Origin of the sequence: Methylobacterium sp. V23, from assembly GCF_002917135.1 — a bacterium.
Classification (GTDB): Bacteria; Pseudomonadota; Alphaproteobacteria; order Rhizobiales; family Beijerinckiaceae; genus Methylobacterium.
On sequence record NZ_PDHT01000003.1, the window covers coordinates 104,021 to 128,143 of the forward strand.

Sequence of the window (24,123 nt, forward strand, 5' to 3'; positions counted from 1 at the left end):
ACGCGGCCCGGGGTACCGACGCACCCGCCTTCGACGAGGATGAGCAGGCCCCCCAAGGCGCGCATGGCGAGGATGCGCGGCGCTGACGCGCTGGCATGACAGATGGCAGGGTGTCCGAGCTCGCCCGCATCTCATGTGTGGACGCGGCCACGATTCGACGCTGGATCCACCGTGGTGCGCTAAAGGTGCCGCCGATCGGCCGCGGGCGGAATCGCGCTTACACGCCCTGGCAGGCCATCCACGTGGCCATCATCGCTGACATGAGCCGCATGGGCCTGCCGATCACCGGCAAAGGGGCCGACCTGTCCCTGGCGCTTCTCGGCTACGTGCGCAACCGCGTCGCGCGTGACGGGGACGTGAGCGAGATGGGGCCGGTCTCGCTTACCATCGTGCCGGACGCAGATGACTGGGGCATCCGGCCGGACGAATGGATGCTGACCGGAGAGTCGTGCATCACGATCGGTGTCGGTTTGATCGTCGGAAGAGTGGCGGAGCGATTCGAGCCGGCGTAAGCTCTTCATCGAGACCACAGACTATCGGGCGCGCTCTTCGGGGCGCGCCTATTTTCGTTTTTACCCTATGTCAGGGCGATAGACTGACCTGGGAGCAGATCGCTGAACCGGAGCGCTTGATCCTTGTGGAAGTTTAAGGTGCACTGCAAATTTCACTCTGCTAGTGTTTTCAGAGGATGTTTCCTTGTCCTTCGGCGCTTCAATTGAGCCGACCCGGATTGATCCCGCTCCATCCTTTTCCGACACAGTTACTGCAACATCGAAATCAACAACGGTAAACATACCCGCTCTACCGCCGTTGTGCAGATTAGATCCTACTGGACTCCCAAAGGTCTCAGCAGCAACGTTTCCGCCGAGATCCACGGTTTGTGCACCACTTACCCCCTTCAAAATTTCGGAAAAAGTGTTCTGGATAAATTCGCTAAGTTCCATAGTGTCTCCTCAGAGCATTGACGTCAACGCAGGTATAAATGGGGAAACAATGGTCATATAAGCAGCGGCTTGCTGGATAAAATTTTGGTATTCCTGCTTGAACTCTGATTTTCCGCGTGCTGACTCCATATTTCCGACGCAGTTTTGCAGGTTTTCTATAGCTTGGGTGTCGATACCGGAGTTTTGTATGGCGATCTTGAGGTCACGAAATACTGTATCATCTCCGATTTTGTTGACCGAATTGTCTGTAGATTGAAAATTTACGCGGGCATTTGGTCCGCTAACATTGAAGATGTAGTTTCCTCCCATTCCCTTGGGAAAAGCACCCTTGCGTTTGTACTTAACCGAATAATGGGCTGGGATGGAGTGGAACTTTTGATTGAAAACAGGGTCGATGACTTCGAAAGCCTCTTCAGTACCATTCGGTATCAACCGTCTGATTTCATCACCGGCAAAAATGTGTGTTTGTACATCTGCGATTGTTATCGCTTTGGGTGTCACAATTGCTTTGGTAGAACTTCTGACTGTTCCATCCGGCGCCACAATATCTATTTCGGACTGCGGAAAGCTGTCGAAATTCATTTCACGGCCTTTCTGGGTTAGTTCGACGTCGTAGAAGCAGGGTTCGCCGCAGGTTCCAGTGGTGAGTTCTCGGAAGCGTATGAGCCCTTCTCGCTGAGTCCACAGCACTACCTCGCTCCACTGGTCCCACAGATCGGCGACGCCCTTCCCGTCATCCTCTTCAGGGAAGCCAAAATCCGCAGGATTGAGCGAAAGAGGTTTCGGCCAACGCTCGGCCAAACGACTGATCAGCTGCGAGCTAATTTTTTCGAAAGTCTCGCGCTCTGTCACCGCGGCCGACGCACCCAGGCGTTTTCACAACTCGGCCTCATGCATAATCATTTAGTGACTCAACCCCTAACAGGGGCCGAGGCTAGGGCCAGACTAGGCCCTGCTCTAAAACCGAAATGAAAACAACAGTTTAGAGGCAAAACTGGCGGAGGGAGCGGGATTCGAACCCGCGATACCGTTTCCGGTATACACACTTTCCAGGCGTGCGCCTTCAACCACTCGGCCACCCCTCCGGTCCCGTCGCCGCGTCTCGCAGCCGCCGGGGCGGCCGGGCTTCGCGATTGCGCCGGGAGGCGTCGTGTACAAGCGGCCTGGGCCGGGTGCAAGCCTCAGAACGGCAAAGCTGGCGATTCGCATGAGATTTCGGCACGGGGCCCACCCGCGCCGCCGCGGACGCGGGCCGTCGTTCTCAGATTCGCCGCTTTTGCAGCCGATGCGCGAGGGGTTCGCCTTCGGGCCCCGGGAGCTGTTCTCCGCCGTGATCCGCTTCGACAACGTGACCAAGGTCTACCGGACGGACGGGCATCGCCGGACGATCCTCGAGCGCGTCTCCTTCACGCTGAAGCCGGGCACCAGCTACGGCATCCTGGGGATCAACGGCGCCGGCAAGTCGACCTCCCTGCGCCTCCTGGCCGGCACCGAGATGCCCACGAAGGGCCGCGTGGTCCGCACCACGCGCGTGTCCTGGCCCCTGGGCTTCGCCGGAGGCTTCCACCCGGCCATGACGGGGCGCGACAACATCATCTTCGTGGCGCGCATCTACGGCGAGGATCCGCGCAAGGTGCTGGAATTCGTAGAGGATTTCTCCGAGCTCGGCAGCTACCTCGACGTCCCGATCCGGACCTACTCGTCCGGCATGGGCTCGCGCCTGGCCTTCGGCATGAGCATGGCCATCCCGTTCGACTGCTACCTCATCGACGAGGTCACGGCGGTGGGCGATGCCCGCTTTCAGAAGCGCTGCGAGGAGGCCTTCGCAGCGCGCCGGGAGAATGCCGACGTAATCATGGTCTCCCACGGCATGGACACCCTGCGCACCTGGTGCCAGCAGGGCATCGTCATCATCAACGGGCGGGCGATCGTCTACGAGAGCATCGACGACGCCATCGAGGTTTATCGCCGCCTGAACGCGTGAGATGCGCCGGCCTGGCGGCGGCCACGGTTTTGCCGCGGCGGCGGTGCAAAGGGTCTGATGGGGCGGCCTGGTGGCCGGACGACATGGAATACCGGGGCGCATGAGCATCGAAATCCGCAACCCGCAGGGACAGCCGCTGACCACGGCCGATCGCTCGAATGCGGTCGCCGAATCCCTCAAGCAGATCGCCCGCGTCTCGCGCTTCGCCGACCGCAATAAGGGCATCCGCTCCTACCAGAGCCACGTGAAGACGGATCCGCTGATCCCGGTCCTGTTCGTGGTCTGCTTCCTGCTCCCGACCCTGGCGGCCGTCGCCTATTACGGCCTGATCGCCTCGGACCGCTTCGTGATCGAGTCGCGCTTCGCCTTGCGGCCGGCCCTCGGCAACGTCGACAAGGCCTCGCCCGACCAGGTCGGCACCAATTCGGGCTCGCCGCTGAAGCAGATGGTGGCGCAGGACAGCCTGATCGCGACCAACTACATCCTCAGCCGGCCGATGATCGAGGCCATCGAGAAGACCTATCCCCTGCGGGAGATGTTCTCCCGGCCCGGGATCGACTTTTTCTCACGCTTCAATCCCGAGAAGCCGATCGAGAAGCTGGTCAAGTACTGGCATGACCGGGTCCATACCAAGATCGAGTCCGGATCGGGCATCATCCTCCTGACGGTGAACGCCTTCGACCCGCAGGATGCCCTCAACCTCTCGAACGCGATCCTGGCCGAGAGCGAGCGCATGGTGAACGCGCTGAGCGGCCGGGCCCGTGAGGATGCCGTGCTGGAGAGCCAGCGCGAGCTCAAGCGGGCCGAGGAGCGGATGCTGAAGATCCGCACCGAGGTGGCGGCCCTGCGCAACCGCGACGGCGTCCTCGATGCGCAGAAGACCAACGAGAGCAACCTGAAGGTGCTCTCCGAGCTGCGGACGGCCCGCATCAACCTGGCGGTCCAGCTCATCCAGGGCCAGCGCGATCTCTCGCCGGAGACCCGCCGGATCCAGGACATGAAGGCCCAGATCAAGGACCTCGACGACAACATCGCCCGGATCGAGCGGCAATCCGCCAGCGAGGACCCGGAGCAGCGCCGCATCCTCGCGAACGCGCTCACCCGGTTCGAGGCCTACGACGCCGACCGGGCGGACGCGGAGAAGTACTTCACCAAGGTGCTGGCCGCGAACGAGCGCGCGCGCATCATCGCGGAGCGCCAGATCGAGTTCTTCAGCATGATCGTGGAGCCGGTGAAGCCCGAATCTTCCCAGGAGCCCCGTCGGCTCCTGATGATCAGTCTCATCGCCGGCGGCGCCGGACTGGCGTTCGCGCTCGCGGTGGTCACCCGCAAATACTTCGCCTGAGGCGGTTTGGCCGCCCGCGGCGGCGGCGGGCGGCCCGGTGTTAACCCTTCGCTAACCCTGCACTCGGCAAAACTTGCCGGGCCCCCGCACCTCGGGGGCATTGAGGGTGACGATGAGCGAGACGGCTGCCGCCGCGCCGGCTCCGGCGGGGGGTTCCGGGGGGAGCCTCGCACAGTTCGCGAGCTTCGCGATCCCGAACCGGGCGAACCTGAACGCGCTGTCCAAGCGCACGGACCTGTTCTTCGCCACCGCCGTGATGGGCATCCTCACGGTGCTCATCTTCCCGCTGCCGGCCTTCCTGCTCGACCTGCTGCTCGCGGTCTCGATCATCATCTCGGTGCTGATCATGATGACCGGGCTGTTCATCGACAATCCGCTCGAGTTCACGGTCTTCCCGACCCTGCTCCTGGTGGCGACGCTGCTGCGCCTCGCCCTGAACCTCGCCTCCACGCGCCTGATCCTCGGCCACGGCCACGAGGGCACGGCGGCCGCCGGCCACGTCATCGAGGCCTTCGGCAACTTCGTGATGGGCGGCAACTTCGTCATCGGGATCATCGTGTTCGCGATCCTGATCATCGTGAACTTCGTCGTCATCACCAAGGGTTCGGGCCGCATCGCCGAGGTCGCCGCCCGCTTCACCCTCGACGCGATGCCGGGCAAGCAGATGGCCATCGACGCCGACCTCTCGGCGGGGCTCATCGACGAGAAGGTGGCGAAGTCCCGCCGCGCCGCCCTGGAGGAGGAATCCTCGTTCTTCGGCGCCATGGACGGTGCCTCCAAGTTCGTCCGCGGCGACGCGATCGCGGCGCTGCTGATCACCTTCATCAACGTGATCGGCGGCATCATCATCGGCGTCGCCCAGCAGGGCATGCCGTTCCTGGGGGCGGCGAAGTCCTACACCCTGCTGACCATCGGCGACGGCCTCGCCTCGCAGGTCCCCGCCCTCATCGTCTCGACGGCGGCCGGCATCCTGGTCTCGAAGGCGGGCGTGAAGGGCTCGGCCGACAAGGCGCTGGGCAAGCAGCTCGCGAACTACCCCAAGGCGCTCGGCATGTCCTCGGGCGTCATGGTGCTGATCGCCCTCCTGCCCGGCATGCCGATGCTGCCGTTCCTCGCCCTGGCCGGGGCCTCCGGCTACGCCGCTTGGCACTTCGCCAAGGTCGCCCGCGAGGCGCCGCCGCTGGATGCCGACGGTGCGCCGATGGATGCCTCCGCGGTGGCCGCCGCCGCGGCCGCCAAGGAGGAGACGGTCACCGACCTGCTGAAGCTCGACGACCTCAAGCTTGAGATGGGCTACGCCCTGCTCGCCCTGGTCAACGGCCCCGAGGGACAGGACCGTCTCACGGACCAGATCAAGGCCCTGCGCCGCCAGCTCGCCGCGGAACTCGGCTTCGTCATGCCGTCGGTCCGGATCCTCGACAACGTCCAGCTCGACGCGAACGCCTACGTGGTCCGCGTCAAGGAGATCGAGGCCGGTACGGGCCAGATCTTCCCCGGCCAGTTCATGGCCATGGACCCGATGGGCGGACAGGTGCAGCTGCCCGGCCAGCACATGCTGGAACCGACCTTCGGCCTGCCCGCCACCTGGATCGACGCCTCCCTGCGCGACCAGGCCCAGCTCAAGGGCTACACCGTGGTGGACGCCGCCACGGTGGTCTCCACCCACCTCACCGAGATCATCAAGGCGCACGTCTCCGAGCTCCTGAACCATGTCGAGGTCCAGAAGCTCCTGCGCGAGGTCTCGAAGGACCATGCCGACCTCCTCAAGGAGGTGATGCCGAGCCAGATCGGCACCACGGGCATCCAGCGCGTGCTGCAGTTCCTGCTGGCCGAGCGGGTCTCGATCCGCGACCTCGGGGCGATCATCGAGGGCATCGCCGAGGTCGCCGGCCACGTGAAGAACCCGCGGGATATCGTCGAGCACGTCCGCGCCCGCCTCGGCCGCCAGATCTGTGCCCAGTACCAGGGGCCGGATGGCATGCTGCCGATCATCACCCTGTCGCCGGCCTGGGAGCAGGCCTTCCTCGAGTCGATCGCCGGCGAGCGCGACGAGCGCTACCTGGCGATGCAGCCCTCGAAGCTCTCCGAATTCGTCAACACCGTGCGCGACCGCTTCGAGACGGCCGCCCGCATGGGCGAGATGCCCGTGCTGGTGACCTCGGTCCAGGCCCGGCCGTTCGTGCGCTCGATCATCGAGCGCTTCCGGCGCGAGACGCCGGTGATGAGCCAGGCGGAGATCCATCCCCGCGCCCGGCTTCGCACCGTCGGTTCGGTCTGAGAGGCGATCCGGCGCTCGAGAGAAAGGCCGGTCCCGCGAACGAACCGCAGGGCCGCGGGCCGGCCCGGCAAGCTCGCGGGCACGCGCGGCCGCGCTCTTGTTCATGGCCAAGCTCATAACCAAGCCGTGGACGCGGCGCTCGTCGCCCCTGTCGGCCGAAGGAATCGGGGAAGCGATCGGGATCGCGTTGCGCTCGGGCCGTTTTCAACCGCGCCGGGCCCGACGTGCGATCTGCACGGAAGCCGAGGATTTCGCCTCGGGTCCCCTCATGGGACGCCGGCCGCTCCGAACCGGTGACGCGGCTCCGATCCTCCCCGGAGAACGGCTCAGACCGGCTTCTTCTCCATGCGGCGCTCGAGGGCATGGGCGTCGAGGCCGGGCGCGGTCAACGGCGCCTCCGGGGAGGCCGGGTCATGGGGCTTGTCCCGCAGGGCTGAGGCGAGGCGGTTGCGCTCGTAGAGGAGCACGACCACCACCGAGATCAGGAACGGGAGCCAGAAATAGAACAGCCGGAAGACCAGCAGCGCGGCAATCACCGACGGCCGGGCGATGTCGGGCATCGCCACCACGAAGACCAGCTCGAACACCCCGAGGCCGCCGGGGGCATTCGACACCAGGGCCGCCGAGAACGAGGCGAGGAAGACCGCGAGCACGACGAGGAAGCCGGGGTTCCCGGCCTCGGGCAGGGCGAAGTAGATGATGCCGGCGGCGCCCAGCAACTCGAGCGGGGCCGCGATGAGCTGGCGGCCCATGATGCGCGGGCGGGGATATTCGAGCTTGAACTTGCGGATCGTCAGCGGCTTCAGGTGCAGCAGCGAGCCGGCCACGTAGAGGGCGACGAAGGCCAGGAGACCGGCGCCGAGGATGCGGGCGGTGGCGGGGTCCGTCAGGACCGCCGGCAGGTAGCCGTTGAGTCGCGTCAGCGTGTCGGGCAGGACGGTGAGCACGAAGCCGCCGAGCAGGATCGTGCCGAGGCCGAAGGTGAACGAGCAGAGGGCGACCAGGACCGCGACCTGGGCCGCGGAGAGGCCCTTGGCGGTGTAGGCCCGGTAGCGCACCACGGCGCCGGAGAACACCGAGGCGCCGATGTTGTGGGAGAGCGCGTAGGTGGTGAAGGAGCAGACCGAGACGAAGAACAGCGAGATGTGGTTCACGCCGAGGTGCAGCAGGGCGATCCGGTCGTACCAGGCCAGGGCCGCGTAGGCGACGAGGGTCGAGAGGCCGGCGAGCAGGAAACGGTGCACCGGGATCGCGGCGAAGCTGCCCTTGATCTCCGCCATGGAGATGCCGGCCAGCTCCTTGTAGAGCAGGTAACCCGAACCGATCACGGCGGCGAGGCCGATGATCGGCCAGATAAAATCGCTGATCTTCTTCATGGTGGTTCGGCGCGCCCCTGTTCGGGCCCTCCCTGCACGACGATGCGCTGCATCGCAAGCAAGGTTCCGCGCGGCCCCGGCAGGGACGGCTCTTCCCACGGGATCATGACGGTTTCGTGCCGGTCGCCGCGGGGGCGCCGGCACGTTCCCCGGGTCAGGCGCGGATGCGCGAGAGGCCGATTCCGTCCATGGCGGCCTGGTCGCGGGCCGCTTCGGCGACGCGCTCGGCGGTGCGCTCGCGGTCGTCGAGGATCTCGATCTTCTTCAGGTCCTCGAAGGCTTCGCCGAGCTCGGCCTTGGCCTCGGCGAGCTGCCCCTCGAGGGCGGCGGCCGACTGGCGCATGTTGTCCCGGCGGGTGGCGGCGGCCCGGGCATAGGTCGGGTAGGCGAAGTGGGCCGGATCGGTGATGCCGGCGCGGCTCTCCTCATGGGCGACCTCGCGGTCGAGCTCCAACGCCATGCGGGTGAAGTCCGCCTTCATCATCTCGATCTGCGTCACGCGGCGACGCTTCTCGTCGACCTGGAAGCGTCGCAGCCGGATCAACGTGTCACGGGATTTCATGGGCGGGTTCACTCCACGCAACGCACGGCTCGCCGGTGCGCGACTGGCCGCGCCCCGGGCCCGGCATCGGGAGAGGAAGCCGGGGCGTCCCCTCAGGGAGCGCCGACGATCTCTGCCAGGCGACGGTAACCCTCGCCGATCGAAGTTGCTTCTTCCTTACCCTGACCCAGAAAAGCCTCCATTTCGGGCATCAGCGCGATCGCCTCGTCCACTTCCGGCGAGGCGCCGGCCCGGTAGGCGCCCAGACGGATGAGCTCCTCCATGTCGGCGTAGGTGGAGAGCAGGCGCCGGGCCCGCCGCACCGTCGGCAGGTGCGCGGGGTCGCAGGCGCGGGGCATGGTGCGGGAGACCGAGCGCAGGACGTTGATCGCCGGGTAGCGCCCGCGCTCGGCGATGCCGCGCTCCATCACGATGTGTCCGTCGAGGATGCCCCGGACCGCGTCGGCCACGGGCTCGTTGTGGTCGTCGCCCTCGACGAGGACGGTGAACAGGCCGGAGATCGCCCCCTGCCCCGTCCCGGGCCCCGCCCGCTCGAGGAGCCGCGGCAATTCGCTGAAGACGGTGGGGGTGTAGCCCTTGGCGGTGGGCGGCTCGCCGGCCGCGAGGCCGATGTCGCGCTGGGCCATGGCGAAGCGGGTGATCGAATCGATCATGCACAGGACCTGCGCGCCCTGGTCGCGAAAATACTCCGCCATCGCCAGGGTGACGTAGGCGGCATTGCGGCGCATCAGGGCGGGCTCGTCGGAGGTGGCCACCACCACCACCGACCGGGCGAGGCCAGCGGCGCCGAGGTCGTCCTGGAGGAACTCCTGCACCTCGCGTCCGCGCTCGCCCACGAGGCCGATGACCGCCACGTCGGCGGCGGTGTAGCGGGCGAGCATCGACAGCAGAACCGACTTGCCAACGCCGGAGCCGGCGAAGATGCCCATGCGCTGGCCGGCGCACATCGTCAGGAAGGTGTTGATGCAGCGGATGCCGAGGTCGAGGGGGGGGCCGACCCGCTGCCGGGCATGGGCCGGGGGCGGATCGGCCCGCAGGGGATAGATCGCCGGCCCGGGGGGCAGCGGCCCCAGGCCGTCGATGGGCCGGCCGAGGGCATCGATCGTCCGGCCGAGCCAGGCCGCGGAGGGACGCACCGCGCCCGCGGCCTCGTCCCGCACCAGGGCCGGACAGCCGCGCCGCACCCCCTCGAGGGAGCCGAAGGGCATGGCCAGGGCGCGGTCGCCCTGGAAGCCGATGATCTCGCAGGGCACGGCGCCGAGGCCGTTCTCGACCGCGATGTCGAGCCGTCCGCCGAGGCGCATGGCCGCCACCGGACCCGCCACCTCGATCAGCAGGCCGCGAATCGCCACGACCCGTCCGTAGGTCTCCAGGACCTGGATTCCCGCGAGGGCACTGCGCGCGTCAGCCAGGCGCAAGCGTCCGACGCTAGGACTGCGATCGGTCATCGATGCGTCTCTCAACCATTCGTTTACCTCCCTCCTTAACACTGTGTGCATCGGGGTTGTAGCGCGCCGCCGGTTCGGTCCGGGTCGTAAAAAATTTCCGTCCGGTCGATGACATTCCGGTGTCGTTGTTCGGAAGAGACAGCGCGCAACAAGTCCAAGCGGGCAAGGCACTTAGGGAACCCTGAGAAAGTTTCGCATTGCGCCTGGAGGCGGTCGAACGAGAACAGACCGTCAACGGTTCGAAGCGTGGCCGGACCGGAGATCCAATTGGGTGCTTGCGTCCGTGAAACAGGGTTTGTTAACGATTAACGAATAGCGTTTCACGTCATTGACGAATGAGCGTTCGCCACGGGCCGGTGGCGAGCGGACGGCGGGGGCTTGCCCATACGCTGCACACGGCCGGCTGGGCTGGGGACCGACGATGCGGGTACTTCTGATCGAGGACGACAGCGCGACCGCGCAGAGCATCGAACTGATGCTCAAGTCCGAGAGCTTCAACACCTACACCACCGATCTCGGTGAGGAGGGGATCGATCTCGGCAAACTCTACGACTACGACATCATCCTGCTCGACCTGAACCTGCCCGACATGTCGGGCTACGAGGTGCTGCGGAATCTCCGCGTCGCCAAGGTGAAGACCCCGATCCTGATCCTGTCCGGCATGGCCGGCATCGAGGACAAGGTGAAGGGTCTCGGCTTCGGCGCCGACGACTACCTCACCAAGCCCTTCCACAAGGACGAGCTCGTCGCCCGCATCCACGCGATCGTCCGCCGCTCGAAGGGTCACGCCCAGTCGGTGATCACCACCGGCGACCTGATCGTGAACCTCGACCAGAAGACGGTCGAGGTCTCCGGCAGCCGCGTGCACCTGACCGGCAAGGAGTACCAGATGCTGGAACTCCTCTCGCTGCGGAAGGGCACGACACTGACCAAGGAGATGTTCCTGAACCATCTCTACGGCGGCATGGACGAGCCCGAGCTGAAGATCATCGACGTCTTCATCTGCAAGCTGCGCAAGAAGCTCGCCAACGCCTCCTCGGGCAAGAACTACATCGAGACCGTCTGGGGCCGCGGCTACGTGCTGCGCGAGCCCAACGAGGGCGAAGAGCGGATCGCCGTCTGAACCTCCGGTCGGACGACGAAACGGCCCCGCGCGAGCGGGGCCTTTTTTGTTTGTGCGGGATACCGCGGTCCTGTGATCCCGGCGCCCCCTCCCCCGCGCGGCGTCGACCGCCCAAAGACAAGGGCGCGGACTTTCGCCCGCGCCACGCGCCGTCATCGAGATCCGCGGAGGCCGGTCAGAGGCCGACCACCCGGCGCATCGCCGGGGCGACGGCTGCTGCCGGCGCGATCGCCACGGCGGCCGGGGTGAGCACCGGCAGCGGCCGGGCTTGCGGTGCGAGGGCTGCGCCGGCCTGGTTGTACAGGCCCCGGTGCTTGGTGTTCGGCACGAGTTTCTCGGTCAGGCCGATCACCGTCTCGGCGGCCCCCAGGAGCAGCGCGCCGTCGGCCGCCAGGCTGTTGCTGAGGCGGGCCAGCACGTCGCCCTTGGTCGGCGCATCGAAATAGATCAGCACGTTGCGGCAGTAGATGATGTCGAACGTGCCCAGCGAATCGAACGGCTGCAGCAGGTTGAGCGGGCGGTAATCCACCATCTGCCGCAGGCTGGCGGAGATGCGCCACTGCTCGCCGACCTGCTCGAAGTGCTTGATCAGCGACTGCACGGGCAAGCCGCGCTGGACCTCAAAGTGGCTGTAGAGCCCCGCCTTGGCCTTTTCCAGCACCTCGGTCGACAGGTCGGTGCCGATGATGTCGACGGTCCAGCCGGAGAGTCGCGGGGCGGCGTCCTGCAGCATCATCGCCAGGGAATAGGGTTCCTGGCCGGTGGAGGCGGCAGCGCACCAGATCCGCAGGCGGCGCTGCGCCGCCCGGCGGGCCATGGCTTCCGGGAGCAGCACGTCGCGGAATAGGTCGAACGGCGTGCGGTCGCGGAAGAAGAAGGTCTCGTTGGTGGTCATCGCCTCGACCACCGCCCGCTCCATGGCGAGGTCGCGGCCGCCCTTCAGGGCCGTCACCAGCGCCCCGAGATCGGCGAGGTTGAAGCGCCGGCAGATCGGTCCGAGGCGGCTCTCCACCAGGTACCGCTTCTCGCCGCTGAGCGCGAGACCGGAGCGGGTCTTCAGGTAGGCGCGCAGGAAATCGAATTCGACGTCGGTCATGCGCCCTGCCCCGTCAGAAGATTGCGCAACGCCGGTCCGATCTCGCCGAGGGGCAGGATCGCCTGGGCGAGTCCCGCCTTCGCGATGCTGCCGGGCATGCCCCAGACGGTGCTGGTGGCCTCGTCCTGGGCGAGTACCGCCGCCCCGGCCTCCGTGAGCGCCCGGGCCCCGCCGGTTCCGTCCGAGCCCATGCCGGTGAGGACGACGGCCAGGGCTGCGGCACCGAAGATCGCGGCGGCATCCTGGAACAGCACGTCGACGGCGGGACGGCAGAAATTCACCACCGGTCCGTCATGCAGGCGGATGGTCACGTCCTGGCGGCTTCCGCCGAGGCCCATGTGGCGCCCACCCGGCGCCACGTAGATCCGGCCGGGCTGCAGGCGCTCGTCGGCCTTGCCCTCGGCGGCCGGCAGGCCGGTGCGGACGCCGAGATGCTCGGCGAAGACCGCGGTGAAGACCGGCGGCATGTGCTGCACGATGAGGACCGGAAACTGCCGCAGCGTGGCGCTGCCGATCTTCTCCAGGACCTCGCCCACGGCGCGGGGGCCGCCGGTAGAGGCGCCGATGAGCAGGACGCGGGGCGCGACGCCGGTGCGGGCCTTCGGCCGCAGCACCAGGGGCGCGGTTGGGCGCAGGGCCGAGACCGGCGCGGGCGCCGGCATTCCGGGCGAGACGGGGATCGGGGCGCCGGAGGCGCCGCGCTTGCGGGCGCGGGCGGAGCCGAAGATGCGCACCCGCTCGATCAGGTCGGTCCGGAAGGCGTCCGAGGTGGTCACGCCCCGGTTGCTCTCGGGCTTGGGGATGTAGTCGACGGCCCCGAGGGCTAGGCAGCGCAGGGAGATGTCGGCGTTGCGGGTGGTCAGGGTCGACATCATGATGACCTGGACGCCGGGGCTCTTGGCGAGCAGCAGCGGCAGGGCCTGGGTGCCGTCGAGTTCCGGCATGTCGATGTCGAGGAGGATGACGTCGGGGTCGTGGCGCGACATCGCCTCAAGGGCGATCCGGCCGTTGGCCGCCGTGGCGACGACCTCGTAACCGGCCTCGCCGATCCAGCGGGCGACCAGCCCGCGCACCACCGCCGAATCGTCTGCGATCAGGACCCGGACCCGCTGCCCCGCGAGCGGCGGCGGCGCGGCATGGGTCGACGCGAAGGTCGGTGCGGTGGCGGCCATCATGGGTTTCACGCTGTGAGCGACGCGGAGGAACGGTCGGGGGAGGAACTGGCCCCGGACGGGGCGGTGATGCCCGGTCCAGGTCCGCGTCAGGCCGCGTCGGCTTCGGTGGCGAAGCCGACTTGCGCGAGCTTCGCCGTGACGATGTCGCGGTCGAAGGGTTTCATGATGTACTCGTCGGCGCCCGCATGGAGGGCGCGGGCGATGGCGCCGACGTCGTTCTCCGTGGTGCAGAACAGGACCTTGGGCTTCTCGCCGCCCGGGGACTTCCGCAGGGCGCGCAGGAAGTCGTAGCCGTCCATGGTCGGCATGTTCCAGTCCAGCAGGATCGCGTCCGGCATGGTCTTGCCGCAGGCGCTGAGGGCCTTCTCGCCGTCCTCGGCCTCGCCGACCTCGAAGTTCATGGTCTCGAAGATGCGGCGCGCCACCTTTCGGATGACGGCGGAGTCGTCGACGATGAGGCAGGTTTTCATCGGACCCTTCTCCTTGCGATGGGGCTCAGGCCGCGCCGGCGGTGCGGGCGTTCGTCCCGAAGGCGAGGAGCGCATCGACGTCGAGGATGACGAGGAGGCGGCCGTCGAGGCGATGGACACCGAGGGTGAGGTCGCGCCAGCGGGCATCGAGGTTGATCGGCACCGGCTCGTGGGTCTCGGTCCCGAGCTTGAGCACCTCGCCGACGCCGTCGACGATGAGGGCGAAGGTCTCGCCACCCTGTTCCAGGCCGATCGCCATCTGGGCGCTGTCCCCGGTGCGGGGCGCCATGCTGAGGCGGCGGCGCAGGCACAGGGCGGTGACGACGCGACCGCGCAGGTTGAGCAGCCCGACGATCTCCGGCGGGGCGAGCGGCACCGGCGTCACGCCGGCGGGGATGAAGACATCGTGGACCCGGTCGATGGCGAGACCGAACATGGTCTCACCGACGAACACGGTGACGAAGTCGTGGGTGCCGACGGTTTCCGCGGCGTTGGTGTTGGCGGCCTGCATCATGGGCGTGGACTCCGAAGGGGGCGGGCCGGTCAGGCGGCGACGGCGAGGCTGGCGACGTCGAGCTCGGCCAGGGCCGAGATCAGGCCGCTGCGGTCGAACTTCGCCACGAGGTCGGCGATCCCGAGCGTCCGCGCCCGCTCGATGGCCTCGGCCCCGATGGTGCCGGAGAGGCCGATGACGGGAAGCCCGGCGACGCGGCCTTCCACCTTGCGCATGGCGCCCACGAGGTCGAAGCCGTTGCGGCCGGGCATCTCGAGGTCGCACACCACCACGTCGATCCGGCCGTTGGAGAGCAGGGTCGCCACCGCCTCATCGGCGCTGGCCGCGGTGATCACGCTGTAGCCGGCGGCCTTCAGGACCGGGCTCAGCATCTCGCGGAAGAAGGCCGAGTCGTCGACCAGGAGGAGCGTCGAGCTGCGCTTGACCGTCTTCTTGGGGCCCCGCGCCCAGTCGTCGTAGGCGAGCGGCAGGAAGTGGGCGATGTTGATGATCTCGGTGGCGCGGCCACGCAGGACGGCGGAGCCGATGAGGTCCGAACGGTCGGCGGAGATCTCGACGTCGAGGCGCTCCTCGACGATGTCGACGATCTCGTCGACCACGAGGCCCATGGCGCGCTCGCCGTCGGAGAACACCACCAGGGCCTGGGTGCCGGAAGTGCGGATCTTGATCGACGGATCGGCGGGGACCAGCGGCATCAGGCGGCCGCGGTACTGGATCAGCGGACGGCCGCCGACCCACTCGACCTTGGCCGATTCGATCTCCTCCAGGCGGGTGACCAGGGAGAGTGGCACCGCCTTGTAGCTGCCGGCACCGCCCTTGAAGACGAGGAGCGTCGCCTTGGCGTCAGCCGCCTCGACCTCCTCGACCTCGGCCTCGACCGGGATGGCGCCGGACTGCGAGCCCTGGCTGACCTGCTGGGCGATGCCGTTCGGATCGACGATCAGCACCACGGCGCCGTCGCCCAGGATGGTGTTGCCGGCGAAGAGCGGCAGGTGGCGCAGCTTGGAGGACATCGGTTTCACGACGATCTCCTCCGTGTGGAAGACCTCGTCGACGAGGATGCCGAAGCGCTGGCGGCCGACCTGGGCGACCACCACGAAGCCGGAATCGACGGCATCGGCGGCCTGGTCCTGGCCGAGCACGCCCGTGAGGGTGACGATCGGCAGGAGGCGCTCGCGCAGGCGCAGCACCGGGGAGCCGTTGATGCGCTCCACCTTCTGCGCCGTCGCCTTGTCGACCCGCACCAGTTCGAGCACCGCCACCTGCGGCACCGCGAAGCGCTGCTCGCCGGCCTTGACGATGAGGGCGGCGATGATCGCCAGGGTGAGCGGGATCTTGATGGTGAAGGTGGTGCCGCGGCCGAGCTGCGTGTTGATGTCGATGACACCGCCGATGAGCTCGATGTTGGTCTTGACCACGTCCATGCCGACGCCGCGGCCGGAGACCGAGGTGATGGCGGCGGCGGTCGAGAAGCCCGGATGGAAGATGAACTTCGCCACCTGGGCGTCGGTCATCCGCTCGACCTCGGCCTGGCTCGCGATCTTGCGCTCGACGGCCTTGCGGCGGATGGCGGCCAGATCGAGGCCCTTGCCGTCATCGGCGATCTCGATCGTGATCGTGCCGCCCTCGTGGTAGGCGGAGAGGCGGATCGTGCCGCGCAGCGGCTTGCCGGAGGCCTTGCGGTCGGCGGCCGACTCGATGCCGTGATCGGCCGAGTTGCGCACCATGTGGGTGAGCGGGTCCTTGATGACCTCGAGGACCTGGCGGTCGAGCTCGGTCTCGGCGCCGCTCATCACGAGCTCGATCTGCTTGCCGAGTTCCGACGACAGGTCGCGCACCACGCGCGGCAGCTTCTGCCAGGCGTTGCCGATGGGCTGCATGCGCGTCTTCATGACGCCTTCCTGCAGCTCGGCCGTCACGTGGCTGAGGCGCTGGAGCGGAACCTTGTAGGTCGAGTCGTCGTGCCGGCGGGCGATCTCGAGGAGCTGGTTGCGGGTCAGCACCAGCTCGGACACCATCGTCATCAGGTGTTCGAGGGTGTCGACGTTGACGCGAATGGTCTGGACCTTCGCGATGCCGCCCTCGCCCTCGGGGGCGGCAGGCGCATCGGCGGATTTCGCGGGTGCCTCGTGGGCCTTCACGGGCATCGGGGCGGGCGCCTCGCGCACCGGCTCGGGTGCCGCGGCGGCGACCGGCTCCGACGCGGGAGCGGGAGCGACGTCGAACGGATCGGGACCCTCGGCTTCCATGAAGGCGCGCTCGAGATCCTCAAGGGTGACTTCGCCGGGCTTCAGTTCGCGCACGACCGGATCGGGCAGCTTGATGTCCGCGACGGGCGCGGGGGCGGGGGCGATCGGGGCGGAGGCCATCTCCTCCAGGGCGCCGATGAGATCATCGTCGCTGCCGGCCGGCTCGGAGCCGGTGGCCTCGAGGTCGCCCAGGATCGCCTTGAGGCGGTCCAGGGTGACGAGGATGAGGCTGACCGCGGGGCCGGTGACCGGCATGCCGTCGCGGAACTGACCCATCAGGGTCTCAGCGGCGTGCGCCAGGGCTTCCAGGCGCGGAAGGCCGAGGAACCCGCAGGTGCCCTTGATGGTGTGGACGAGGCGGAAGATGTTCCGCAGGATCGTCTGATTGTTCGGATCCTGTTCGAACCGGACGAGCTCGGCATCGACCGTGTCGAGGTGCTCGGCACTCTCGGTCAGGAACTCACGCAACAAGTCGTCCATGACGGGTACTCAGTCCATACGCGCACTACAGTCTGTGCAGGACGGACTTTGCCCCCTCACCGGTTAGGGAAGGGTTTCACCGCGGACGATAAAGCGGGAGATCGCGACAATATTCGTCGATCTCCCGTCGATGAGCCGAAACGTGGCTCGGTTCAGGCCAGCGCCGTCTCCGGCGGCTCCGAATCCGACGGACGATCGGCCTCCGGCTCCGCGGGCGCCTGGGCCGGCGCCTCCGGGATCGCGGCGGCCGTCGGGGTCGCCGTGATGGTGACGGTGTCGCCCTCGATCGCGAAGCGCACGTCCATCGCCGCCGCGCGGGCGACGAGGCCGGCATAGAACGGCAGGATGCCGTGCGCGTCCACGGTGCCGTTCTCGGGCGTCCCGGCGATCATATCTTCCACGTGGGCCGGGATGCGGGCGTGCGAGCCCTTGCTCTTGAGCACGAGGCTCGGCGCCTCGCCGTCGCCCTGCACCACCACGTCGATGAGACCGCCGCGCGGGATCGCGCTCTGGGCGATCATCACGAGGTTGAGCAGGAGCTTGACCTTGTTCTTCGGGTAGAGCGCCTGCGGTGCGCTCCAGGCGAGCTGCGTCTTGTCGTCGACGAACATCCCGCGCGACACCTTCTCGGCGTCGGCGAGGTCGATGGACGCACCCGCCGAGCCGGCGGCGCCGAAGGCGATGCGGGCGAATTGCAGGCGGGCCGAGGCCTGGCGCGCGCTCTTGGCGATCAGCTCCAGGGCGAATTCGCGCATGGAGGTGTCGCTCTCATCCTCCAGGACCTCCAGTCCGTTCACGATGGCGCCGACGGGGCTGATCACGTCGTGGCAGACCCGTGAGCACAGGAGGGCGGACAGATCGAGGGCGTCGAGATTGAGGGGGGTCATGGTGCGCTCCGCGCAGGCGTTTCGGGGCCGCGTCCGGTCGTGAACGGCACCGATAGACGGCGCCGGAAGCTTTGAAAAGCACCCGGGCCGTTCGCGATCCGGGTCGACAAGGGCCGGTGGCGCGGGCATCATAGTGCCCATCATGTCGATCGATGCGCCGACGCGCGACCGTATTGCGGCTACCTTGATGGAAATTGCCTGCCGGGCGGGCGAGATCCTGAAGCGGCATCACGGGGGCGACTGTCCGCACGTGCTCAAGCCCGACGGCTCGCCGGCAAGTCAGGCGGATGCCGAATCCGAGGACTTCATCCTGGCGGAACTGGCCCGATACTGGCCGGGCATTCCCGTGATCGCCGAGGAATCGTCCTACGACCAGCCGCCGGCGCCACTCTTCTTCCTGGTCGATCCCCTCGACGGTACCCGGGACTTCCTTGCCGGCAACGCGGAATACAGCGTCAATATCGGCCTGATCGCGGGTGACCGCCCGATCGCAGCGGCCCTGGCCGCCCCCGGCCTCAACCGGGTCTGGGGTGCGGGCGGGCAGGCTTACGAGGCGGAGATCCGGGACGGACATCTCGGCGAGCGCCTGCCGATCGCGGTGCGCCCGAGGCCGGACCAGGGGCTGGTGGCCCTGCGCAGCAACCGGCACGGCGACACCGAGACCGAGGCCTGTCTCGGCGCGCTCCGGGTCGGAGCGACCCGCTCGGCGGCCTCGGCCCTGAAGTTTTGCCTCATCGCCGCCGGCGAGGCCGACATCTACGTGCGCTGCGGCCCGACCATGGAATGGGATACGGCCGCCGGCGACCACATCCTCACCGTGGCGGGCGGCTGCGTCGTGGCGCCCGCCGGCCGGCCGATGACCTACGGCCATTACACCCGGAACTACCGCAACGGCCCCTTCGCCGCCCTCGGTGACGCGAGCTATGCGGCCAACCTCGTCCTGCCCGAGCGCAGTCCCTCCACGCGCCCCGCCGAGCGGCACGCGCCGCAGGACGAGCGCCGGATCTGACCGCCGGGCGCGGTCAGTCGGGGAAATTCCGCTCGATCTGATCCTTCAGCGTCGGCCAAATCAGTTCCGCCTCCGCGGCGAGGTGCGGCTCGGCGACGAGGCGCAGCCGGTGCGCGTCGCTGCGGCAGAGGTAGAGCCGGTCCGTCCCGTCCGGGCCCGGCAGGCGGGCATAGACCAGGGGATCGCTGTCTACGAGGCGGCCCGCGAGGACGCCGACCGGATCGAAGCCGCCGAGGCGGGGCGCGTAGGCGGCCGGGTCTTCGCGAAAGGCTTCCCGGTTCGCGGCGCGCGCGAAGCGCCACGTCCGCCTGTCCCAGAGGAACTCGTAGGCCGGTCGGCCCGCCTCGGGACCGTCGAGGAAGTAGCTGACGGCGTCGAACCCCGCGAGGGCGATCCGGCCCCCGGGCAGCCGCGGCAGGGTCGCGGCGCCCGCGCAGGTGGCGTGCAGCCCGCCGGCCGCGGCGACGCGAAGCAGGTGACGGCGCGTTAACCACATGTTGCTTTGTTTCGCATCATGATCGCCGCGTATCGAGACGCACCGGCCCCGGCCGGAACGGTCTCTAGGATGACAGCCCGGTCCATAGCGCGGTCTCGGTTAGCAAGATGATAGCGCCCTCGGGTGGGTGTCGGCAGACAGGAGGGACGAGGCATGACGTCGAACCATCGGGCCCTCCGCGCCCGTCCATTGCATGAGCCCGCGACCCGGCGCAGCGTCGTCGGCGCGTTGGCAGGCGCCCTCCTCCTCGGCGTCTCGTCCCGCGCCCTCGCGGTGAGCGACGGGGCGCCCGGCAAGTTCCGTCCCGAGGAGCTGGTCGACAACGGCCACCGCTTCTTCGGCTCGATGTCCCGCGGCCTCGCCCAGCTGGTGGAGGAAGCGACCCGGCGCTGGGGTGAGCCCAACGGCTACATTCTCGGCCAGGAAGCGTCCGGCGCCATCGTGGGCGGCGTTCGCTACGGCGAGGGGACGCTCTACACCCGCAATGCCGGGCAGCGCCGGGTCTATTGGCAGGGCCCCTCCATCGGCTTCGACGTCGGCGGCGACGGCGACCGCACGATGATGCTGGTCTACAACCTGCCCGCCGTGTCGGGCCTCTATCGCCGCTTCGGCGGCGTCGACGGTTCGGCCTACCTGGTCGGCGGCTTCGGGATGACGGCGGTGACCGCCGACGACATCGTCGTGGTACCGATCCGTACCGGGGTCGGCGCGCGCCTCGGCATCAATATCGGCTATCTCAAGTTCACGGCGAAGCCGACCTGGAATCCCTTCTGATTCGCGAGGCGGCCGGGGTGTGTCCCCGGGCGTCTTGCCCATCCCGGGGGGACATGGGCTAAACAAGCCGACGAGGGTCGACGGCCAGGTCCGTCGTCATTGTCGTCCACGGCGTGTTGAGCGAGCGTTTCCGCGTGATCGAAACCGTGATGATCTTCGCGCTCGGCTTCCTGGCCGCGAGCCTGTGCGCCCTGTTGCTTCTGCCGGCCGTGAACGCCCGGGCCGCCCGCTTGTCGGAGCGCCGCATCGCGGCCCGCCTGCCCCTCTCGATCTCGGAAGTCGCCGCCGAGAAGGATTACCTGCGCGCGCAGTTCGCCGTGGCCCAGCGGCGTCTGGAGCGGAAGGTCGAGGCGGTTCAGGCCCATCGCCACGCCGATCTCTCCGCCATCGGCACCCGGACCATGGAGGCCGCCGCCCTCACGCGCACGATCGAGGCGCGCGACGCCACGCTGAGCGAGCGCGAAGCGGTCCTGGCCGCGACCCGCGCCACCCTCAGCGACGTGGAGCGCGACCTGGAAGCGGCCCGACAGGACACCGCGCTGGGCCTCGCCACGCTGCAGGTGCTCGAGCAGGCGCATCAGGAGGTGCTCGACGACCTGATCGCGGCCCGGTCCGCCCCTGCCCCGGCGGATGCCGCCAGCCTTCCCGCCGCGCCCCATTCCGAGGTCCCCGACCTGACCGCGACCCTGGTCGCCGAGCGCGAGACCCTGCGGGCCAGCCTCACGGCGGCCGAGGACGCCCTGGCCGAGGTGATGGCGCGCCGCGAGGGCGAGGCCGCCGATCTGCGCCGCCGGATCTCCGATGTGGCCGACAGCCTGATGCAGCGCGACCGGCTTCCGCCCGCCGCGGCATTCACGATTCCGGCCCGCTCCAATTGAACGCGGTGCGGGGGTCGAACCCGGCGCGTCATGTGCGCCGGAAAACGCCGCGGACGTTGCACGGACGGGAAAACGCGGCGTAGAAAGCGGCCTGACCACGCGGCGACCATCCGCGCGCCATGTTTCGACCATCTCGGCGCTTCATCGGATCGCCCATTCCCCTGTTTCTTGAGACGGACCGCGCCCCCTATGGCCCTTAAGCTCACGTCGCTTGCCTTCCTCCTCGCTGCCACGGCCTCGATCGCCCCGGCGATCGCCCAGCCGGCGGCCCAGCCGCAAGGGGCCGCGACCGCCCCTCAGACGAAGCGCGGGAACGAGACCCTGAAGAAGTACTGCACCGGCGACTACCTGACCTATTGCGGCAATCTCGCCACCGATGATCCGGCCCTCGACAAGTGCTTCCAGACCAACTGGACCAAGCTCTCGGAGAACTGCCGTCGCGCCATCGACGTCTACCAGAAGACGGACGGCAAGAAGAAGGGCTGAGGCCCAACCCGACGCCGCGCGGGACAGCGTAGCCGTTTCGCTCGCATCGCCGAGCCGCAACGGCTATGCTGCCCGCCATCGCGTTCCGGATCGCAAGCGTTGATGTTCTTCCCTGCCCGCCCCCTGTCGACGATCGCCGCGATCGGCCTGATCGCGCTGTCCGCTTCGGCCTGTGGCCGGCGTGGCGCCCTCGAGCCGCCGCCCGGCACGGCCGCGGCGCGCTCGGTGGCGCGCCCCGGTCTGCCCGGCGTCGCGAGTCCGCGTGCGCTGCCCCAGAGCGTCGGCCTCGGCGGCGGCGCGGCGACCCCTGAGCCGGACGCGGTCCGGGCCGGGGACGAACTCGACACCCTGGCGGTGCCGGGCTCGGGTGCCGAGGCGCCGGTGAAGACCACCCGCGGCGCCAAGCGCGGCTACGTCGTGCCCAAGGAGCCTTTCCTGCTCGATCCGCTGCTATAGAAGCGGGTCATCACAGCCCTCTCCCCGGCCTCGTGCAGGAAGGTGCGCCCGCCCGGACGCGCCGCGCGCAGGCCCGAAATCCCCGGGCGGGATGCCCGCAGGCAGACCGATGCATCACTTCCACTATCGCGACGGTCGTCTCCGGGCCGAGGATGTCGACCTGACCGCGCTCGCCGAGACGGTGGGAACGCCGTTCTACTGCTACGCGACCGCCACGCTGGAACGCCACTACGAGGTCTTTGCCAAGGCTTTCGGCGAGGACGACGCCCTCGTGTGCTTTGCCATGAAGGCGAACTCGAACCAAGCGGTGCTGGCGACCCTGGCCCGCCTCGGCGCCGGCATGGATATCGTCTCCGAGGGTGAGTTGCGCCGGGCGCTAGCGGCGGGCGTCGATCCGCAGCGCATCGTCTTCTCGGGCGTCGGCAAGACGCAGGCGGAGATGGCGGCGGCCCTGAAGGCCGGCATCTTCTGCTTCAACGTCGAGAGCGAGCCGGAGCTGGCCCAACTCTCCGCCGTAGCGACCAGCCTCGGGCTGACGGCGCCGATCTCCATCCGGGTCAATCCGGACGTCGATGCCGGCACGCACGCCAAGATCTCGACCGGCAAGTCCGAGAACAAGTTCGGGATCCCGATCGGCCGGGCCCGGGCCGTCTACGCCCAGGCGGCAACGCTGCCGGGCCTCGCGATCTCCGGCGTCGACATGCATATCGGCAGCCAGATCACCGATCTGGCCCCCTTCGACCACGCCGCCGGCCTCCTAGCCGGGTTGGCCCGCGAGCTCATGGCGGAGGGGCATCCGCTCCACCACATCGATTTCGGCGGGGGCCTCGGCATCCCCTACCGCGACGACAACGCGCCGCCGCCGGAGCCGGCGGCCCTGTCGGCGATCCTGCGCCCGCACTTCGCGCCGCTCGGCCTGCGTCCGGTCTTCGAGATCGGCCGGATGATCGCCGGCAACGCCGGCATCCTGGTGACCCGCGTGATCTACGTGAAGCGCACCGAGGGCCGGACCTTCGTCATCGTCGATGCGGCGATGAACGACCTGATCCGCCCGACCCTGTACGACGCCTACCATGGCCTGCGGCCCGTGAAGGAACCCACGACCGAGACGCCGCGCCTCGTCGCCGACGTGGTTGGACCGGTCTGCGAGAGCGGCGACTACATCGCGCTCGCCCGGGAGATGCCGGAGGTCGCCCCGGGCGACCTCATCGCGGTGATGAGCGCCGGCGCCTACGGCGCTGTCCAGGCGGGGACCTACAATTCCCGCCTCCTCGTGCCGGAGGTGCTGGTGCGCGGCGGCGAGGCCGCCATCGTACGTCCGCGCCAGAGCTACGAGGACCTGATCGCCCTCGACCGGATGCCCGACTGGCTCAGCCCGCAGGGCTGACCCTCAGGCGGCGAGTTCGCCCTCGATGCGCGCGACCGCCTCGCCCGGAACGTCCAGGGCCTCGGCGAGACGCTTGAGGAACTCGCGCTCCTGCAGCGTGTCCGCCAGGACGGAGAGCCGCACCGCGGAGTAGATCCGCGTCGCCTGCTCGGGCGTGTTCACCGCATCCGTGATGGTGTCGAGATCGACCGGATCGGCGATCTCCGCCTCCAGCCAGGCCGCGCCGTCCTTGGCGAGGCCGGAGGCCTGAACCGCAGCGTCGAGACGTTGGCGCTCGTCCTTGTCGATCATCCCGTCGGCCAGGGTCGCGGCCACCATGGCGCGCAGCATGAGCCTGGCTTCGTCCTCGTTCACGACGGGCGCGGTGGGCGCCGGGGCGCTCTCGGGCGTGATGGGCCCGCGCAGGGCCCGGGCGGCGAGGCCCGCCACCAGGGCGAGGCCGCCGAGGGCTGCACCGGCGGCGAGCGGGCCGCGGCGCGTGCGCACGAGGGCATCGACGAGGGGCTTCACATCGACCATGGCGGACTTCCTTCCAACGCGCTGAACGTGAGGCTGCAACACGCGAGGGACGCGGCGGGTTCAGATCATGGACCGGACGTCGCCGGACCGGAGAGGGATTCGGGCCTGGGATGATTTGACCCCGTCGCCTGGCGCCCCCACCATGCTAGCCTTGCGGGGAGGCGCGACGCCGATGCGACGCGCGAGG

24 protein-coding genes and 1 tRNA gene are annotated in these 24,123 nt (G+C 68.4%); 11 read left to right on the forward strand and 14 right to left on the reverse strand.

Annotated elements, in window-relative coordinates; all coding sequences use genetic code 11:
• Positions 1 to 110 precede the first annotated feature (110 nt).
• Positions 111 to 512, forward strand: coding sequence for a MerR family transcriptional regulator (locus tag CRT23_RS04990; RefSeq protein ID WP_181017257.1), 402 nt, complete (start codon positions 111 to 113; stop codon positions 510 to 512).
• Positions 513 to 572: 60 nt separating this feature from the next.
• Here the strand turns inward: CRT23_RS04990 and CRT23_RS27695 are convergent, their stop codons facing one another.
• The 3 genes from CRT23_RS27695 to CRT23_RS04995 form a co-directional block, all read right to left on the reverse strand.
• Positions 573 to 944 carry a hypothetical protein gene (locus tag CRT23_RS27695; RefSeq protein ID WP_146056325.1) on the reverse strand — a complete coding sequence of 124 codons (372 nt, stop codon included), beginning with the start codon at positions 942 to 944 and terminating at the stop codon, positions 573 to 575.
• A gap of 9 nt (positions 945 to 953) precedes the next feature.
• Entirely contained in the window at positions 954 to 1,796 is an 843-nt protein-coding gene (locus CRT23_RS27700) for a hypothetical protein (protein ID WP_146056326.1), read from the reverse strand.
• 143 nt (positions 1,797 to 1,939) lie between these two features.
• Positions 1,940 to 2,029, reverse strand: a tRNA-Ser gene (locus CRT23_RS04995).
• A 245-nt stretch (positions 2,030 to 2,274) separates the two neighbouring features.
• Between CRT23_RS04995 and CRT23_RS05000 the strand changes: the two genes are divergently transcribed.
• The 3 genes from CRT23_RS05000 (at position 2,275) to flhA (ending at position 6,551) form a co-directional block, all read left to right on the forward strand.
• Positions 2,275 to 2,928: an ABC transporter ATP-binding protein gene (locus CRT23_RS05000; RefSeq protein ID WP_055953674.1), complete on the forward strand. Its 654-nt coding sequence runs from the start codon at positions 2,275 to 2,277 to the stop codon at positions 2,926 to 2,928.
• Positions 2,929 to 3,028: 100 nt separating this feature from the next.
• Positions 3,029 to 4,273, forward strand: coding sequence for a capsule biosynthesis protein (locus CRT23_RS05005; RefSeq protein ID WP_103708848.1), 1,245 nt, complete (start codon positions 3,029 to 3,031; stop codon positions 4,271 to 4,273).
• Between the two features lie 112 nt (positions 4,274 to 4,385).
• Positions 4,386 to 6,551 carry a flagellar biosynthesis protein FlhA gene (gene flhA / locus CRT23_RS05010; protein WP_055952053.1) on the forward strand — a complete coding sequence of 722 codons (2,166 nt, stop codon included), beginning with the start codon at positions 4,386 to 4,388 and terminating at the stop codon, positions 6,549 to 6,551.
• A gap of 326 nt (positions 6,552 to 6,877) precedes the next feature.
• Here the strand turns inward: flhA and CRT23_RS05015 are convergent, their stop codons facing one another.
• The 3 genes from CRT23_RS05015 to fliI form a co-directional block, all read right to left on the reverse strand.
• A complete protein-coding gene (locus tag CRT23_RS05015) occupies positions 6,878 to 7,927 on the reverse strand; it encodes a lysylphosphatidylglycerol synthase domain-containing protein (RefSeq protein ID WP_055952051.1) in 1,050 nt (349 codons plus the stop codon).
• A gap of 154 nt (positions 7,928 to 8,081) precedes the next feature.
• On the reverse strand, positions 8,082 to 8,489 hold the full coding sequence (fliJ, locus tag CRT23_RS05020) for a flagellar export protein FliJ (protein WP_103708849.1): 408 nt from the start codon (positions 8,487 to 8,489) through the stop codon (positions 8,082 to 8,084).
• Positions 8,490 to 8,581: 92 nt separating this feature from the next.
• On the reverse strand, positions 8,582 to 9,937 hold the full coding sequence (gene fliI, locus CRT23_RS05025; protein ID WP_103708850.1) for a flagellar protein export ATPase FliI: 1,356 nt from the start codon (positions 9,935 to 9,937) through the stop codon (positions 8,582 to 8,584).
• A gap of 421 nt (positions 9,938 to 10,358) precedes the next feature.
• On the opposite strand from fliI, the gene CRT23_RS05030 reads away from it, so the two are divergent.
• Positions 10,359 to 11,060, forward strand: a complete 702-nt coding sequence (locus tag CRT23_RS05030) for a response regulator transcription factor CtrA (protein WP_019903129.1) — start codon at positions 10,359 to 10,361, stop codon at positions 11,058 to 11,060.
• A gap of 175 nt (positions 11,061 to 11,235) precedes the next feature.
• Here the strand turns inward: CRT23_RS05030 and CRT23_RS05035 are convergent, their stop codons facing one another.
• The 6 genes from CRT23_RS05035 to CRT23_RS05060 all read right to left on the reverse strand — a co-directional run bounded on the left by CRT23_RS05035 (position 11,236) and on the right by CRT23_RS05060 (position 17,931).
• On the reverse strand, positions 11,236 to 12,156 hold the full coding sequence (locus CRT23_RS05035; RefSeq protein ID WP_103708851.1) for a protein-glutamate O-methyltransferase CheR: 921 nt from the start codon (positions 12,154 to 12,156) through the stop codon (positions 11,236 to 11,238).
• Complete coding sequence (locus CRT23_RS05040) at positions 12,153 to 13,331, reverse strand: chemotaxis response regulator protein-glutamate methylesterase (RefSeq protein ID WP_055952039.1); 1,179 nt, start codon at positions 13,329 to 13,331, stop codon at positions 12,153 to 12,155. The genes CRT23_RS05035 and CRT23_RS05040 overlap by 4 nt, the downstream gene beginning before the upstream one ends.
• Before the next feature lie 86 nt (positions 13,332 to 13,417).
• On the reverse strand, positions 13,418 to 13,801 hold the full coding sequence (locus CRT23_RS05045; protein ID WP_055952036.1) for a response regulator: 384 nt from the start codon (positions 13,799 to 13,801) through the stop codon (positions 13,418 to 13,420).
• A 25-nt stretch (positions 13,802 to 13,826) separates the two neighbouring features.
• Positions 13,827 to 14,312 carry a chemotaxis protein CheW gene (locus CRT23_RS05050; RefSeq protein ID WP_103708924.1) on the reverse strand — a complete coding sequence of 162 codons (486 nt, stop codon included), beginning with the start codon at positions 14,310 to 14,312 and terminating at the stop codon, positions 13,827 to 13,829.
• A 32-nt stretch (positions 14,313 to 14,344) separates the two neighbouring features.
• A complete protein-coding gene (locus tag CRT23_RS05055; RefSeq protein WP_103708852.1) occupies positions 14,345 to 17,044 on the reverse strand; it encodes a hybrid sensor histidine kinase/response regulator in 2,700 nt (899 codons plus the stop codon).
• Between the two features lie 152 nt (positions 17,045 to 17,196).
• Positions 17,197 to 17,931 (reverse strand): histidine phosphotransferase family protein, encoded by a 735-nt coding sequence (locus CRT23_RS05060; RefSeq protein WP_055952030.1) that lies wholly within the window; start codon positions 17,929 to 17,931, stop codon positions 17,197 to 17,199.
• A 142-nt stretch (positions 17,932 to 18,073) separates the two neighbouring features.
• On the opposite strand from CRT23_RS05060, the gene CRT23_RS05065 reads away from it, so the two are divergent.
• Positions 18,074 to 18,940, forward strand: coding sequence for a 3'(2'),5'-bisphosphate nucleotidase CysQ (locus CRT23_RS05065; RefSeq protein WP_103708853.1), 867 nt, complete (start codon positions 18,074 to 18,076; stop codon positions 18,938 to 18,940).
• A gap of 13 nt (positions 18,941 to 18,953) precedes the next feature.
• Here CRT23_RS05065 and CRT23_RS05070 read toward each other — a convergent pair whose 3' ends face one another.
• Positions 18,954 to 19,436 carry a hypothetical protein gene (locus CRT23_RS05070; RefSeq protein WP_245435972.1) on the reverse strand — a complete coding sequence of 161 codons (483 nt, stop codon included), beginning with the start codon at positions 19,434 to 19,436 and terminating at the stop codon, positions 18,954 to 18,956.
• Positions 19,437 to 19,589: 153 nt separating this feature from the next.
• Between CRT23_RS05070 and CRT23_RS05075 the strand changes: the two genes are divergently transcribed.
• The 5 genes from CRT23_RS05075 (at position 19,590) to lysA (ending at position 23,417) form a co-directional block, all read left to right on the forward strand.
• Positions 19,590 to 20,210 carry a DUF1134 domain-containing protein gene (locus tag CRT23_RS05075; protein WP_103708854.1) on the forward strand — a complete coding sequence of 207 codons (621 nt, stop codon included), beginning with the start codon at positions 19,590 to 19,592 and terminating at the stop codon, positions 20,208 to 20,210.
• A gap of 134 nt (positions 20,211 to 20,344) precedes the next feature.
• Positions 20,345 to 21,088: a hypothetical protein gene (locus CRT23_RS05080; protein ID WP_103708855.1), complete on the forward strand. Its 744-nt coding sequence runs from the start codon at positions 20,345 to 20,347 to the stop codon at positions 21,086 to 21,088.
• A gap of 189 nt (positions 21,089 to 21,277) precedes the next feature.
• Positions 21,278 to 21,574 (forward strand): hypothetical protein, encoded by a 297-nt coding sequence (locus CRT23_RS05085; RefSeq protein ID WP_055952021.1) that lies wholly within the window; start codon positions 21,278 to 21,280, stop codon positions 21,572 to 21,574.
• 102 nt (positions 21,575 to 21,676) lie between these two features.
• Entirely contained in the window at positions 21,677 to 22,030 is a 354-nt protein-coding gene (locus tag CRT23_RS05090; protein WP_055952018.1) for a hypothetical protein, read from the forward strand.
• Positions 22,031 to 22,139: 109 nt separating this feature from the next.
• Positions 22,140 to 23,417 carry a diaminopimelate decarboxylase gene (gene lysA / locus CRT23_RS05095; protein WP_103708856.1) on the forward strand — a complete coding sequence of 426 codons (1,278 nt, stop codon included), beginning with the start codon at positions 22,140 to 22,142 and terminating at the stop codon, positions 23,415 to 23,417.
• Positions 23,418 to 23,420: 3 nt separating this feature from the next.
• Here lysA and CRT23_RS05100 read toward each other — a convergent pair whose 3' ends face one another.
• On the reverse strand, positions 23,421 to 23,936 hold the full coding sequence (locus CRT23_RS05100; RefSeq protein WP_103708857.1) for a DUF533 domain-containing protein: 516 nt from the start codon (positions 23,934 to 23,936) through the stop codon (positions 23,421 to 23,423).
• Between the last annotated feature and the right edge of the window lie 187 nt (positions 23,937 to 24,123).

What these genes read in the sequence shown, in the direction of transcription:
- CRT23_RS05065 (WP_103708853.1), top strand. Translation starts at nt 18,074, where the DNA reads ATGTCGATCGATGCGCCGACGCGCGACCGTATTGCGGCTACCTTGATG.
- fliJ (WP_103708849.1), bottom strand. Translation starts at nt 8,489, where the DNA reads ATGAAATCCCGTGACACGTTGATCCGGCTGCGACGCTTCCAGGTCGAC.
- CRT23_RS05090 (WP_055952018.1), top strand. Translation starts at nt 21,677, where the DNA reads ATGTTCTTCCCTGCCCGCCCCCTGTCGACGATCGCCGCGATCGGCCTG.
- lysA (WP_103708856.1), top strand. Translation starts at nt 22,140, where the DNA reads ATGCATCACTTCCACTATCGCGACGGTCGTCTCCGGGCCGAGGATGTC.
- CRT23_RS05060 (WP_055952030.1), bottom strand. Translation starts at nt 17,931, where the DNA reads ATGACCCCCCTCAATCTCGACGCCCTCGATCTGTCCGCCCTCCTGTGC.
- CRT23_RS05040 (WP_055952039.1), bottom strand. Translation starts at nt 13,331, where the DNA reads ATGATGGCCGCCACCGCACCGACCTTCGCGTCGACCCATGCCGCGCCG.
- CRT23_RS05070 (WP_245435972.1), bottom strand. Translation starts at nt 19,436, where the DNA reads ATGTGGTTAACGCGCCGTCACCTGCTTCGCGTCGCCGCGGCCGGCGGG.
- CRT23_RS05050 (WP_103708924.1), bottom strand. Translation starts at nt 14,312, where the DNA reads ATGCAGGCCGCCAACACCAACGCCGCGGAAACCGTCGGCACCCACGAC.
- CRT23_RS05005 (WP_103708848.1), top strand. Translation starts at nt 3,029, where the DNA reads ATGAGCATCGAAATCCGCAACCCGCAGGGACAGCCGCTGACCACGGCC.
- CRT23_RS05015 (WP_055952051.1), bottom strand. Translation starts at nt 7,927, where the DNA reads ATGAAGAAGATCAGCGATTTTATCTGGCCGATCATCGGCCTCGCCGCC.
- fliI (WP_103708850.1), bottom strand. Translation starts at nt 9,937, where the DNA reads ATGACCGATCGCAGTCCTAGCGTCGGACGCTTGCGCCTGGCTGACGCG.
- CRT23_RS05035 (WP_103708851.1), bottom strand. Translation starts at nt 12,156, where the DNA reads ATGACCGACGTCGAATTCGATTTCCTGCGCGCCTACCTGAAGACCCGC.
- CRT23_RS27695 (WP_146056325.1), bottom strand. Translation starts at nt 944, where the DNA reads ATGGAACTTAGCGAATTTATCCAGAACACTTTTTCCGAAATTTTGAAG.
- CRT23_RS05030 (WP_019903129.1), top strand. Translation starts at nt 10,359, where the DNA reads ATGCGGGTACTTCTGATCGAGGACGACAGCGCGACCGCGCAGAGCATC.
- CRT23_RS05075 (WP_103708854.1), top strand. Translation starts at nt 19,590, where the DNA reads ATGACGTCGAACCATCGGGCCCTCCGCGCCCGTCCATTGCATGAGCCC.
- CRT23_RS05085 (WP_055952021.1), top strand. Translation starts at nt 21,278, where the DNA reads ATGGCCCTTAAGCTCACGTCGCTTGCCTTCCTCCTCGCTGCCACGGCC.
- CRT23_RS05045 (WP_055952036.1), bottom strand. Translation starts at nt 13,801, where the DNA reads ATGAAAACCTGCCTCATCGTCGACGACTCCGCCGTCATCCGAAAGGTG.
- flhA (WP_055952053.1), top strand. Translation starts at nt 4,386, where the DNA reads ATGAGCGAGACGGCTGCCGCCGCGCCGGCTCCGGCGGGGGGTTCCGGG.
- CRT23_RS05055 (WP_103708852.1), bottom strand. Translation starts at nt 17,044, where the DNA reads ATGGACGACTTGTTGCGTGAGTTCCTGACCGAGAGTGCCGAGCACCTC.
- CRT23_RS05100 (WP_103708857.1), bottom strand. Translation starts at nt 23,936, where the DNA reads ATGGTCGATGTGAAGCCCCTCGTCGATGCCCTCGTGCGCACGCGCCGC.